This window comes from Serratia sp. DD3, from assembly GCF_000496755.2.
Window position 1 is genome coordinate 75028 of the sequence record NZ_AYKS02000100.1, and the last position, 14025, is coordinate 89052.

Consider the following 14025-nt stretch of genomic DNA (forward strand, 5'->3'; position numbering starts at 1 on the left):
TTTCCTTGTATTATTAGGCGTTTTTACTTCTAATCCTGCACTCGTTAAGTTAAAAAGCTGTTCGAATTTTATAACTTATTATTTTATTGTATCTATTTTATTACACGGGGTACCTAGATGTTTCATCTCGATACTTATGGCACATTAGTCGCGGCCACGTTGGTTCTGCTCCTAGGTGGCAAATGCGTACGCTCTATTCCTCTACTTAGACAATACACGATACCTGCCCCCGTCGCTGGTGGTCTGCTGGTAGCAGTAGCGCTACTGGTGATGAAGAAAGTAGCCAACTGGGAAATCAGCTTTGATATGTCGCTGAAAGACCCCCTGATGCTGGCCTTTTTTGCCACTATCGGTTTGAATGCCAACCTGGCTCGATTGCGAGCGGGGGGCAAGGCGTTAGTCATATTCTTGTTCGTCGTGATTGGGTTGCTAGTGGTACAAAATGCCATCGGTATCGGTATGGCGACAATGTTGGGCTTGGATCCATTGATGGGTCTGATTGCTGGTTCAATTACCCTTTCTGGTGGCCATGGTACCGGTGCAGCCTGGAGTAAAGTGTTCATTGAACGCTATGGGTTTGAGAATGCGACTGAAGTAGCGATGGCTTGCGCCACCTTCGGTTTGGTTCTGGGCGGGCTGATTGGTGGCCCAGTGGCCCGTTATCTGGTTAAAAACTCCGCAACCCCAGAGGGAACGCCAGAAGACAGTGCACAGCCGAGTGGGTTTGAAAAGCCGGAAAGTGCTCGCTTGATTACCTCACTGGTGATGGTGGAAACCATCGCCATGATTGCTATCTGTTTAACCGCCGGGAATTTTGTCGCTGGTTTATTGAAAGGTACCGCGTTTGAACTTCCCATCTTCGTTTGCGTTCTGTTTATTGGTGTGATCCTCAGTAACACCCTGTCAGCCACTGGCTTCTACACGGTCTTTGAGCGGGCGGTATCGGTATTAGGCAACGTTAGCCTGTCGTTGTTCCTGGCGATGGCACTGATGAGTCTACGTCTCTGGGAATTGGCCTCATTGGCCTTGCCGATGCTGGCCATTCTGGCAGTACAGACGTTGGTGATGGCGCTGTATGCCATCTTTGTCACCTACCGCGTGATGGGTAAAAACTACGATGCTGCGGTGCTGGCTGCCGGTCACTGTGGTTTTGGTATGGGGGCGACCCCAACGGCCATCGCCAACATGCAGGCGATTACTGACCGTTTCGGTCCTTCACATCTGGCATTCTTAGTGGTACCGATGGTTGGAGCGTTCTTTATCGATATCGTCAATGCCATCATGATTAAGCTGTATCTGACGTTGCCGATGTTCTCTGCGGTTAGCTAAATCCCCTTGGTCGGTTACCCGTCGTCCCTTGATTGGCGACGGGTAAATATCAGCAAGTCCTTGGCTGTTAACTTATTTCTTCAATCTTCTGCCAAAACATCTTTATCCAAAGTGACGTTTGATTCTGCAGGCAATACCATAAAAGTCCCTTCGAACACCGCACCCTTATCATCGCCACCGAATAAGTGTACCTCTGCCTGCACCCGCGCCCGACGGCCTTGTGCCAAACGAGCCAGGTCACCGCTCAGCGAACTGAGATCAGCCACTGCCCGGGGGCGACCTGAGATGGGTTTGCTATAACGAATATGGGCATCTGCCAGAATAATGGTTCCACCCAGTTGACGTTCACGCAGTAGCAACCAGATTAGCCCCCAGCCAGTCAAGGTTGCCAAAGAAAATAAGCTCCCGGCAAACAGGGTATGGTGCGGATTCTGATTGCCAATCTCTGGCATCGTGGTGACAAAACGTTGACCCGTATACTGGCTGATACGCACACCCATTTTTTCACTGAGAGGAATATGTTGATACCAGGCTTGTTGTAACTGCCCGCACCAATCGGGGCGATGTAAAATATCATCCAGTGTCGCCACGGGCTTAATCATCAGGTAATGGCGGAGAGGCGTGGTTTGTGGCGTGGTAATTTCACCTTGATTAACAAACCCCAATTTGGCAAAAAAGTCGACGGCATCTTCGCGAGCACTACAAACCACCCGCTTAACCCCTTCCTGACGCGCTACCGACTCCAGCGTCATCGCCACCAAGGTTCCCAGCCCCTTATCTCGCACCGTGGAATCCACCGCCAGGAAACGAATCGCCGCTTCATTATCAGCATTGATAGATAAACGCCCTATCGCCACAATACGGTCATTCTCGTCCACCACCATTTGGTGATGTGCCATCGCATCGTAGGCATCCTTTTCTGACCCCATTGGCTGGTGCAATGGCTTACGCAACATTTCCCAACGAAACTGGTAATAGTCTTTCAGTTCTTGCTCTGTCACAGGAACGCGCAAGTGATACATAGCGGTCTTCTCTCTCATCATGCTTAAACTTGCAACCAGAACGTCACCGGCCCATCGTTTACCAACGCCACTTTCATATCGGCGGCAAACTCGCCAGTCTGTGTGTCCACACCACGTTCACGGCACAGACCAACAAAATAGTGATATAACTGCTCGGCATCGCCGGGTGCTGCGCCACGGGAGAAGCTGGGGCGCATACCTTTTTGAGTATCTGCCGCCAAAGTAAACTGCGATACCACCAGCACACTGCCTCCCACTTGCTGCACATTGAGATTCATCTTGTCATTCTCATCAGCAAAAATACGGTATCCCAACACCCGCTCACACAAACGCTGTGCTTTCTGTGGGTTATCATCTTGCTCAACCCCTAGTAACACCAACAAACCGCCATCGATCTTAGCGATAACTTCCCCTTCTACCGTAACACTGGCATTTAATACTCGTTGAATTAACGCAATCATAAAGCCCCTTCCTGCTGTTATTTTGGCTCTAGTTCTACTCTTTGCTGGCGGTATTGACGATACTCACCCAAGGTTACGGTGATTTCAGCACCGAGTAAAACGATACACCAGCTCCAATAAACCCACAGGAATAAAATCGGGATCACGGCCAACACACCATAGATCAGTTGGTATGAGGGAAACATCGTGACATAAAACGCAAACCCTTTTTTGCCCAGTTCAAACAACACCCCAGCGACCAGCGCCCCAACCAGTGCATCTTTAGGGGGGACGCGCAGGGTGGGCACGATACTGTATAGCAACCAGAAAGAGACCCATGACAGAAGCAAGGGGAAAACACGCAGTACTTCATCCACCAAGCTATTGACCCCGGTTTGCACTAACCAGGTCTGCGAAAGCAGATAAGAGCTGATGGCCATACTGGCCCCCACCAGCAGCGGCCCCAACGTCAGCACCATCCAGTAAACCGCAAAAGAAAACACCATTGAACGTTTGTTCTTACTGCGCCAAATGGTATTTAACACCGTATCTACCGAAGAGATCAGCAATAACGCAGTGATAATCAGACCACAAATCCCCACTGCGGTCATCTTGTTGGAGTTGGCAACAAACTGTTCAAGGTAACGCTGAATTACATGACCGGCAGCAGGCATAAAATTGGAAAAAATAAAATTTTTCAGTTGAATACTGATATCAGCAAACATGGGGAAAACAGCAAACAAAGCGAACACCACGGTAATAAGTGGCACCAATGAAAGCAGAGAAACAAAGGCCAGATGTCCCGCCAACATGCTCAGGCCATCAGCATCAATACGCTTAATCAGTAATCGCCCAAAGGTCACACTTGGTTTAAGCGCCGATGGGAGCTTTTTGCGGCGGAAAAATGACATATACACTCCTGATGTCAGCCTCTACCCGATGGATTTCAAGTTGCAGCCAGACAGGCAGCCAACTCATCACCTAGAGTTTACTACCAAAAATAGGGGACATAGTGGCTTCGCAGGGAGAACCTCGCACGTGGCAGGCAATCTCTGCGCATAAAAGACGGTTAGGTATACCTTGAGCTTAACCGATGGTCATCATTGCGCAAAATACGCTGGAATAATCTGACGATCTGTCACTTGCACCCCCTCAATACCCAGTGCTTTGGCTGCCGCCACATTGGCCGCGACATCATCAAAAAAGACCGCCTGATCCGCTGGGGTATTTTCCGCCTTGAGCACATATTGATAGATATTGGCATCAGGTTTACGCATACCGATATCCTGCGAAAGGTAAAGATGGTCAGCCGCTTCTGCCACCTCAGGGTAGTGTTGTGGCCAGTAATCACAGTGTAGGCGATTGGTGTTCGATAACACCACCACGCGGTGCCCTTCACTACGCAAACGGTGCATGATGTCGATCACTTCTGGTCGCAAGGAAACAAATACTGCCTGCCAACCCGCAGCAAACTGCTCGAAACTGAGTCCAATGCCCATTTCTGCGCACAGTTTTTCCGCAAACTCTTCATCACTGACTTCACCACGTTCGTGCTGCTGAAATATTTCACCCATGCTAAAACGATCAGACAACGTGGCCAAGGGTACGCCACTTAAGTTGCTCCATACGCCCAGTACACGCTTGAAATCGATATCGACAATCACATTACCTAAATCAAAGATATACAGCATAGTCCTCTCCTGGTGAGTGGGTAATATTTTACTCTAACGGGAAAAGTTGAAGCTGAACAGGGAGAAAAAAGGAAAAGCACAGATCATGCGGCAGAAATAGGAAAATAACTCAGGGCGCAATATGCGCCCTAAGCATCGGAGGTTAAACCTCTTTAGAAGTGCGGCTCGCGCGTCTGCGATCGTTTTCCGTCAAGTGACGCTTACGGATACGAATTGAGGTAGGTGTCACTTCGACCAGTTCATCATCATCAATGAACTCCAGTGCTTGCTCCAGAGACATCTTGATAGCAGGAACCAGTGTCGTCGCTTCATCCGTACCAGAAGCACGCATGTTGGTCAGTTTTTTACCGGTCAGGCAGTTAACCGTCAAGTCGTTAGAGCGTGAGTGAATACCGATGATCTGGCCTTCGTACACTTCAGCACCATGACCCAGGAACAGCTTGCCACGATCTTGCAGGCTGTACAGGGCAAAGGCGACAGCTTTACCTTGACCATTGGAAATCAATACACCGTTCTGACGCTGACCCACTTCACCTGGACGCACATCGTCGTAGTGGCTGAAGGTGGAATACAGCAGACCGGTACCCGAGGTCATGGTCATAAACTCGTTACGGAAACCGATCAAACCACGGCTTGGGATCACATAGTCCAGACGTACACGGCCTTTACCATCGGGATCCATATTTTTCAGGTCAGCTTTACGCTCACCCATCGCCTGCATCACCGAACCTTGATGCTGCTCTTCAATATCCAGTGTGACGTTTTCGAACGGCTCTTGTTTGCGACCATCGATTTCACGGAAGATAACTTTCGGACGTGAAACCGCCAGTTCAAAACCTTCACGACGCATATTTTCGATCAACACCGATAAGTGCAGCTCACCACGGCCTGAAACACGGAATGCATCCGCATCTTCAGTTTCTTCAACACGCAGCGCAACGTTATGTACCAGCTCTTTCTGCAGGCGCTCAAGGATTTGACGAGAAGTAACGTACTTACCTTCTTTACCACAGAATGGAGAGGTGTTGACGTTAAAGAACATGGTGACGGTAGGCTCATCAACAGACAATGCTGGCAACGCTTCAACCGCATTCACATCACAAATGGTGTCGGAGATATTCAACTCACCCAGACCGGTGATCGCAATAATGTCACCTGCTTCAGCAACACTCGCTTCGATACGCTCCAAGCCCATATGAGTCAGCACTTTACCAACTTTACCACTACGGGTTTTGCCATCACTGTCGATAACGGTGATTTGCTGGTTAGGCTTCACTTTGCCGCGCTTGATACGGCCGATGCCGATAACACCCACGTAGTTGTTATAATCCAGTTGAGAGATTTGCATCTGGAATGGGGCATCCTGCTCAACCTGAGGAGCAGCTACGTGATCAACAATGGCCTGATACAACGGGGTCATATCTTCAGACATCTCGTTATAGTCAGTACCTGCGATCCCCAGCAATGCTGATGCATAGATAATCGGGAAATCGAGTTGTTCGTCGGTTGCATCCAGATTAACGAACAGATCAAAAACCTGATCCACCACCCAATCAGGGCGCGCACCAGGACGATCGACCTTATTAATCACCACGATCGGTTTCAGACCATTGGCGAAGGCTTTCTTGGTCACAAAACGGGTTTGCGGCATTGGGCCATCCATTGCATCCACAACCAGCAGCACCGAGTCAACCATCGACATCACACGCTCAACCTCACCGCCAAAGTCGGCGTGCCCTGGGGTATCGACGATATTGATACGATAGTCTTTCCAATTAATGGCGGTATTTTTTGCGAGAATGGTAATCCCACGCTCTTTCTCCAAATCGTTGGAGTCCATTACTCGTTCAGTTGCTTCCTCACGCTCTCCGAAGGTACCGGATTGTTGTAGCAGCTTGTCAACCAGGGTAGTTTTCCCATGGTCAACGTGGGCAATAATGGCGATATTACGCAAATTTTCGATCACAGCTTTGCCTCAGGCATTAGAAATAGCGCGCTATTGTACACGTATTAAGCGAGGGACTAAACAAGATCACAACACTCTCTTATAAACAACTGTGTCTAGACTGGTTTGTGATCACATTCACGATGAAAAATTCAACAATTGGATACATTTCGCCCCGTTGTAGTGCCCCATTTCACCTTTTTTGCACCACATTAGTGCATCCCATCACTAATGGTGCATACTGCAGAGAGGCAAAAACCGCGCTAACAGGCGATTATTGCGCCATTAAAAAGTTGGCACGGTTTTCGCTTAATCTAGATCATCGAGCGAAATCCGTCAGGTTACACAGATTCGTTCCACCACGACAATGATAAATCCGGGAGAGTTAAGTATGTCCGCTGAACACGTTTTGACGATGCTGAATGAGCATGAAGTGAAATTCGTAGACCTGCGTTTCACTGATACCAAAGGTAAAGAACAGCACGTTACCATCCCTGCTCATCAGGTAAATGCCGACTTCTTCGAAGAAGGTAAAATGTTTGACGGCTCCTCAATCGGTGGTTGGAAAGGTATCAACGAATCTGACATGGTGCTGATGCCGGATGCCAGCACCGCCGTTTTAGATCCTTTCTTTGAGGAGTCCACGCTGATCATTCGCTGTGACATCCTTGAACCTGGCACCATGCAAGGCTACGACCGCGACCCACGTTCCATTTCTAAGCGTGCAGAAGACTTCCTGCGCTCTTCTGGTATTGCTGATACCGTGCTCTTTGGGCCAGAACCAGAGTTCTTCCTGTTCGATGATGTTCGTTTCGGTAGCAGCATCCGCGGTTCCCATGTCAGCATCGACGACATTGAAGGTGCCTGGAACACCAGCACCAAATACGAAGGCGGCAACAAAGGTCATCGCCCAGCAGTTAAAGGCGGTTACTTCCCAGTGCCCCCAGTTGACTCGTCACAGGACATCCGTTCTACCATGTGTTTGACCATGGAGGAGATGGGGCTGGTAGTTGAAGCACATCACCACGAAGTGGCAACTGCTGGTCAGAATGAAGTGGCTACCCGCTTCAATACCATGACCAAGAAAGCTGACGAAATCCAAATCTACAAATATGTCGTACACAACGTGGCTCACGCCTTTGGCAAAACCGCGACATTTATGCCAAAACCGATGTTCGGCGATAACGGCTCTGGGATGCACTGCCACATGTCGTTGGCCAAGAACGGTAATAACCTGTTCGCTGGCGACAAATACGGCGGTTTGTCTGAAATTGCACTGTTCTATATTGGTGGCATTATCAAGCATGCTAAAGCGATTAACGCCTTGGCTAACCCAACCACCAACTCTTACAAGCGTCTGGTCCCTGGCTATGAAGCACCGGTGATGCTGGCTTACTCTGCCCGTAACCGTTCTGCCTCCATCCGTATCCCGGTGGTAGCCAGCCCGAAAGCACGCCGTATCGAAGCGCGTTTCCCAGATCCAGCGGCTAACCCTTACCTGTGCTTTGCCGCACTGCTGATGGCCGGCCTGGATGGCATTATCAACAAGATCCATCCTGGCGATGCCATGGACAAAAACCTGTATGACCTGCCACCAGAAGAAGAAGCTGAAATTCCAAAAGTTGCAGGTTCACTGGATGAAGCCATGGCTGCACTGAATGAAGACCGTGAATTCCTGACCCGTGGTGGGGTATTCACTGACGACGCTATCGATGCCTACATCGAACTGCGTAAAGAAGAGATGGATCGTGTTCGTATGACGCCACACCCAGTTGAATTTGAACTGTACTACAGCGTTTAAGTCATACACGCGCGATCTATGGATCGCGCGTCTTACTCTATTTTTCCGTTTTTTTGTTGCCGTGGAAACTTTTCGCCCATCTTCTGATGGGCTTTTTTCGCCACGCTATGTTCTGCAAAACGGTTTCATACCCCAACAGTCAGAAATAATGTAGGATTAAGTGCACTAAAAAAGTGCAGAAAAGTGCTTTACCCGATAGATTCTAAGCTGCAACTCAATAGTAATCAGACAACAGATTGACTAACTGCTGATTTAAACAGCACTTGCGCTGGCCCCAAGGGTGAGCATCAATAATCAGATTCACCATCCTCTGGAATTTGCTCTGCCAGGTAACAGAGGGGCAAGGATATGTATGGCAACTGATAAGCTACCCGATGCAGGGCAAATCCTTAACTCTCTTATCAACAGTATTCTGCTGTTGGATGACCGATTAGCCATTCGTTACGCCAATCCCGCAGCACAACAGTTACTGGCGCAAAGTTCTCGTAAACTGTTCGGTACCCCATTACCGGATTTACTGAGCTATTTCTCACTAAACATCGAGACGATGCGTGAGAACCTCAATAGTGGCCAGGGTTTTACCGATAACGAAGTCACCCTGGTTATCGACAGTCGCGCACATATTCTCTCCTTAACGGCGCAGGTTTTACCTGAGGGTTTTATCCTGATGGAGCTGGCACCCATGGATAATCAACGCCGCCTAAGCCAGGAGCAATTGCAGCATGCCCAACAGGTCGCCGCGCGTGATTTAGTCCGCGGGTTGGCCCATGAAATCAAAAATCCATTGGGTGGCCTGCGCGGTGCAGCACAGTTGCTAGCCAAGGCTCTGCCCGACCCGGTATTGACGGAATACACCAAGGTGATCATTGAACAAGCTGACCGGCTGCGTAACCTGGTGGATCGCCTGCTTGGGCCACAACGCCCAGGACAATACGTTACCCAAAGTATTCACCAGGTGGTGGAGAGAGTTTGTCAGTTGGTGTCATTGGAAAAGCCAGATAATGTCGCATTGGTACGGGATTACGACCCCAGTCTGCCAGAGCTGGCACATGACCCAGAACAAATTGAGCAAGTACTGCTCAATATCACCCGTAATGCCCTGCAGGCGCTAAGTGAACGCGGTGGCACCATTACGCTGCGCACCCGTACTGGATTTCAAACAACGCTGCATGGCAACCGCCACCGATTAGTGGCTCGCATCGATATTGAAGATAACGGCCCCGGTGTCCCGGCACAACTGCAGGATACCCTGTTCTATCCCATGGTGAGTGGTCGTGAAGGGGGTACCGGCCTGGGACTCTCCATTGCCCGTAGTCTTATCGATCAACATGGCGGGAAAATTGAATTTAACAGTTGGCCAGGGCATACCGAATTCTCGGTTTACCTGCCTATTTGTAAGTAGAGGTCTGTATGCAACAAGGGATAGCCTGGATTGTCGATGATGATAGCGCCATCCGCTGGGTGCTTGAACGGGCGCTAACAGGAACCGGTATCAGTTGTACCACTTTCGACAATGGCAACGCAGTATTGAGCGCATTGGCAACACAAACCCCAGATGTGTTGTTGTCGGATATCCGCATGCCAGGGATGAATGGCCTGGCCCTGCTCAAGCAGATAAAACTGCACCATCCCCTGCTTCCTGTCATCATCATGACAGCGCATTCAGATCTGGATGCAGCAGTCAGTGCCTATCAGGAAGGCGCGTTTGATTATCTGCCAAAACCCTTTGATATTGATGAAGCGGTAGCGTTGGTAGAACGAGCCATCAGCCACTATCAGGAACAACAACAGCCTGTCCGCCCGCCACCCACCAGCGATCCCGTGGCGGATATTATTGGTGAAGCACCTGCCATGCAGGATGTATTCCGTATTATTGGCCGCCTATCACGCTCATCCATCAGTGTCCTGATTAATGGTGAGTCAGGTACCGGTAAAGAGCTGGTCGCCCATGCGTTGCATCGCCATAGTCCGCGAGCTAAGTTGCCCTTTATCGCCCTCAATATGGCTGCCATCCCGAAAGACCTCATTGAATCAGAGCTATTCGGTCACGAAAAAGGGGCATTTACCGGTGCCAATCAGATCCGTCAGGGGCGTTTTGAGCAGGCGGATGGTGGGACGCTGTTCCTGGATGAAATCGGTGATATGCCACTGGATGTGCAAACTCGCCTGTTACGCGTATTAGCTGATGGCCAATTTTACCGTGTAGGTGGTTATGCACCGGTAAAGGTGGATGTTCGTATCATTGCCGCGACCCACCAAAACCTGGAACTGCGCGTGCAGGAAGGTCGGTTTCGCGAGGATCTGTTTCACCGCCTGAATGTGATCCGCGTACATCTGCCACCATTACGGGAACGCCGTGAGGATATCCCACGCCTGGCTCGCTATTTTCTGCAAGTTGCCGCGAAGGAGCTGGGGGTTGAGGTAAAAAACCTGCACCCGGAAACTGAAGCCGCTCTCACTCGCCTGCCTTGGCCTGGTAATGTTCGTCAGCTAGAAAACACCTGCCGCTGGCTGACGGTGATGGCCGCTGGGCAAGAGGTATTGGTTCAGGATCTGCCCAGTGAACTCTTTGACACCACGCCCGCTGAATCCGCTAATCATAACCAGCCGGTCAACTGGGTAACGCTGTTGGCGCAATGGGCCGACCACGCGCTACGTTCGGGTCATCAAAACCTGTTATCTGAAGCACAACCAGAAATGGAACGTGCGCTACTCACTACCGCCCTGCGATACACCCAAGGACATAAGCAGGAAGCGGCTCGCTTACTGGGATGGGGTAGAAATACCTTAACGCGTAAGCTGAAAGAGTTGGGAATGGAATAAGGGCCCACGATGCATGATTAAAAACACCATAGATGATTAAAAACGCAATCAAGCGCACAAAAAATCGGCAAAAATAGTCTTTACAGGACCAGTGACAGCAGTATGATCGGGTCACAAATTCCGGAGGCTTGTGATGCTGGATTCATTTATCGTTTTTATTACTCAAGGGGCAGACGTCAGTTCTGCCGTCAGCCATACACCGCTGACCGCCGTGGCCGCCTTACTGTGTGCCACCCTGATCAATTTCTTCAGTTAAAAAACAGCCACCATGGCAGCGGTTGTTTTATACCTGTAGCCATTCAAGCGGCAGAAAGATTAACTGCAGCTTGAATAAGCTTGGGTTGAAACATTAGATAACGCGTGAAAACTGTTGAGCACGCGCCTGTTTGCGCAGATAAATATCAAAGCACATGCAAATATTTCTGATCAACAAGCGCCCACGTGGTGTTACCCGAATTCCTTGATCATTGCGCTCCACCAGGCCATCACGTTCAAAGGGGGCCAGTAATAACAAGTCAGGCGCAAAATAATCAGCAAACTCGATGCCATGTAATTGCTCAATGGGTTGATAATCGAGCTGGAAATTACAGATCAGTGTTTTAATCACATCACGGCGCAAACAGTCGTCCGGTGTCATTGTCAGGCCACGCCATAAAGCATTACCGCTCTCTTCCACCTGCGCGTAATACGTTTTCAGCTCTTTTTGGTTCTGCGCGTAACTATCGCCCAGCATACTGATGGCGGAAACCCCCAACCCCAGGAGATCGCTTTCTCCTTGTGTGGTGTATCCCTGGAAATTACGATGCAATTTGCCTTCACGTTGGGCGATAGCCAGCTCATCATTGGGTCGAGCAAAGTGATCCATACCAATAAACTGGTAGCCTGACTCGGTCAGTGAAGTGATAGTTTGTTGCAGAATATCCAGCTTTTGTTGCGCACTCGGCAAGTCAGCATCTTTTATTTTGCGTTGAGCAGGGAACAGATTAGGTAAATGGGCGTAATTAAACACACTCAAACGATCCGGATTCAACTCTGCTACGCGCTGTAAAGTAAAGGCAAAACTCTCTGGGGTCTGCTTTGGCAGGCCATAGATCAGATCGATATTGGTGGAATTGAACCCTAGCGACTTGGCGCGAGCGATCAGGGCAAAAATAAACGCTTCATCCTGCTCACGGTTAACCAGACGTTGCACTTCCTTGTTAAAATCCTGTACCCCCATACTCAAACGGTTAAAACCTTCATCACGCAGGTGGTCCAGCACATCCAGTTCAATCTCTCGCGGATCTATCTCAATCGACATTTCCACATCTGGCTGAACATCAAAGTGCTGACGCAGCATGGCCACCAGCCGGCTAATTTGCCGCTTATCAAGATAAGTGGGCGTACCGCCACCCCAATGTATCTGGCTCACTTTGCGGCCAGTAAACAGCGGGGCACGAGCAATAATCTCCTGCTCCAGCACCGTCAGATATTCATCCGCTTTATGGGTCTGGCGTGTCACCAGTTTGTTACAGCCACAGAAGTAACAGAGCTTATGGCAAAATGGAATATGCACATAAAGCGAAAGCGGGCGCTCAGGATAACGCACAGCAGCATGTTGGAACGCAGTTTCATCATAGCTCTGATTAAACTCCAACGCTGTAGGGTAGGAGGTGTAACGGGGGCCTGAATAGTTATATTTTTGTATTAAGGCTAAATCCCAGACTATTGTCTGTTCTGACATGCTTACTCCTTTCGATATTTTTTTCTACCGAGCCGGGAAATGGGCAACTGCGTGCGTTGTCTGACCGCAGAAGCACGGCGAAAGCGCGCCTGACGTTTCGATAGCCGCCACAGTTTACCGGATAACCACAGTAGATAACATGTCAATAACAAGGCTATCACTGGGATCAGCCACATACAGGATTAACTACCCTTCAATAGTTTCAGGATATCTTCCTGTTTCTCGTCATCTTCGTCTTCATCACCCAATTCAATGCCCAACTGTTGCATCAGTTCATCAATACGATCCAGAGTCTGATCGACATACTGCTGATCTTCAGCGCTTAGGGTTGCACCGATATCGAGACGATCAAGCAATGCATCCAGACGCTCATCATTTTCCAGTTTGCTGAGTTCTTCCTCGGGAGAGAGACGGGGTTTGTCTTCTACTTTCTGCTTGGGCTGAGGTTTTACCTTCGCTTTAGCTTCAACCACTAACGCTACTGGCACTTTACTGCCAATACGGGGATCTTTGGGTTGGGCCCCAGTCTTATTTTTTTGGTTAGCAGACTCAACCTGAGTCCGCGAACCAGAAGCATTGCCACGACGTTTTTTCACATGCTTACGCTCACGAGCTTCTTGATCAAGCTCCATACGGCTTTTCTTTTTACTTTTTGACGTCGCCACACTGCTACGTGGAGCGCGAGGGGCTTTTGATGGCTGATTCATGGTTTATGCTCTCAGGGGATCTGGATTCAGTATATACCCAAGTTTACTGTTGCCGGCTACGGCTACTTGAATGAACCTGAATAAAGTAATGCGATACGATTGTGGCGGAATCTAGCAGAAAGCCAACAAAGAAAAAAGGCAGCAGGTATAACCTGCTGCCTTTTCCCCACCTTCAACTGAAGGATATACTGATTATGCACTCCATGCATACACTCAACATCCCGGTCTTTCCATTTGCAAAAACGCATTCCCTGCAACAATATTCTTCATCCTGAAGAAAGAATCGTCCATAGCGAAATCCGTTTACAACCACTCGTCCTGAGTGCGCTTCCTGCGGGCATCCTGATTGCCGTTACTGGGCCATCCCTAAGCTATTCATACCTCTGGTACAAACAATCGCACTCCTTGCGACAATGTTCTTCATCCTGAAGAAATAACGTCCATGACAAAATCCGTTTACAACCACTCGTCCTAAGTGCGCTTCCTGCGGGCATCCTGAAGAACTAATCATCCATGACGAAATCCGTTTACAACCACTCATCCT

13 protein-coding genes are annotated in these 14025 nt (G+C 49.4%); 5 read left to right on the plus strand and 8 right to left on the minus strand.

The features are described from left to right. Positions 1-117 precede the first annotated feature (117 nt). The gene (gene gltS, locus IO95_RS19595; protein WP_023490394.1) at positions 118-1329 is read left to right on the plus strand and encodes a sodium/glutamate symporter; all 1212 of its coding nucleotides are present in this window, start codon (positions 118-120) and stop codon (positions 1327-1329) included. A gap of 80 nt (positions 1330-1409) precedes the next feature. Here the strand turns inward: gltS and fabY are convergent, their stop codons facing one another. The 5 genes from fabY to typA all read right to left on the minus strand — a co-directional run bounded on the left by fabY (position 1410) and on the right by typA (position 6448). Next, a complete protein-coding gene (fabY, locus tag IO95_RS19600) occupies positions 1410-2351 on the minus strand; it encodes a fatty acid biosynthesis protein FabY (protein WP_023490395.1) in 942 nt (313 codons plus the stop codon). Positions 2352-2374: 23 nt separating this feature from the next. Beyond that, positions 2375-2812, minus strand: a complete 438-nt coding sequence (gene dtd, locus IO95_RS19605; protein WP_023490396.1) for a D-aminoacyl-tRNA deacylase — start codon at positions 2810-2812, stop codon at positions 2375-2377. Positions 2813-2829: 17 nt separating this feature from the next. Continuing rightward, the gene (locus tag IO95_RS19610) at positions 2830-3702 is read right to left on the minus strand and encodes a virulence factor BrkB family protein (protein ID WP_023490397.1); all 873 of its coding nucleotides are present in this window, start codon (positions 3700-3702) and stop codon (positions 2830-2832) included. Positions 3703-3891: 189 nt separating this feature from the next. Then, positions 3892-4482 carry a glucose-1-phosphatase gene (gene yihX / locus IO95_RS19615; RefSeq protein ID WP_023490399.1) on the minus strand — a complete coding sequence of 197 codons (591 nt, stop codon included), beginning with the start codon at positions 4480-4482 and terminating at the stop codon, positions 3892-3894. Between the two features lie 142 nt (positions 4483-4624). Beyond that, positions 4625-6448 (minus strand): ribosome-dependent GTPase TypA, encoded by a 1824-nt coding sequence (gene typA / locus IO95_RS19620; RefSeq protein WP_023492695.1) that lies wholly within the window; start codon positions 6446-6448, stop codon positions 4625-4627. Positions 6449-6818: 370 nt separating this feature from the next. Between typA and glnA the strand changes: the two genes are divergently transcribed. From glnA to IO95_RS25365, 4 genes are all read left to right on the plus strand, one after another. Beyond that, the gene (gene glnA / locus IO95_RS19625) at positions 6819-8228 is read left to right on the plus strand and encodes a glutamate--ammonia ligase (protein ID WP_037386753.1); all 1410 of its coding nucleotides are present in this window, start codon (positions 6819-6821) and stop codon (positions 8226-8228) included. A 352-nt stretch (positions 8229-8580) separates the two neighbouring features. Further along, a complete protein-coding gene (glnL, locus tag IO95_RS19630) occupies positions 8581-9630 on the plus strand; it encodes a nitrogen regulation protein NR(II) (RefSeq protein WP_023489865.1) in 1050 nt (349 codons plus the stop codon). An 8-nt stretch (positions 9631-9638) separates the two neighbouring features. Then, positions 9639-11051: a nitrogen regulation protein NR(I) gene (gene glnG, locus IO95_RS19635; RefSeq protein WP_023489864.1), complete on the plus strand. Its 1413-nt coding sequence runs from the start codon at positions 9639-9641 to the stop codon at positions 11049-11051. Positions 11052-11184: 133 nt separating this feature from the next. After that, on the plus strand, positions 11185-11307 hold the full coding sequence (locus tag IO95_RS25365) for a YshB family small membrane protein (RefSeq protein WP_023489863.1): 123 nt from the start codon (positions 11185-11187) through the stop codon (positions 11305-11307). A 93-nt stretch (positions 11308-11400) separates the two neighbouring features. On the opposite strand, the gene hemN is transcribed toward IO95_RS25365, so the two are convergent. From hemN to IO95_RS26170, 3 genes are all read right to left on the minus strand, one after another. Next, complete coding sequence (hemN, locus tag IO95_RS19640) at positions 11401-12774, minus strand: oxygen-independent coproporphyrinogen III oxidase (RefSeq protein WP_023489862.1); 1374 nt, start codon at positions 12772-12774, stop codon at positions 11401-11403. Between the two features lie 182 nt (positions 12775-12956). Further along, complete coding sequence (gene yihI, locus IO95_RS19645; protein ID WP_037386756.1) at positions 12957-13481, minus strand: Der GTPase-activating protein YihI; 525 nt, start codon at positions 13479-13481, stop codon at positions 12957-12959. A gap of 352 nt (positions 13482-13833) precedes the next feature. Beyond that, positions 13834-14025, minus strand: a 192-nt coding sequence (locus IO95_RS26170) for a hypothetical protein (protein WP_235186797.1), incomplete at its 5' end; no start/stop codon positions are given.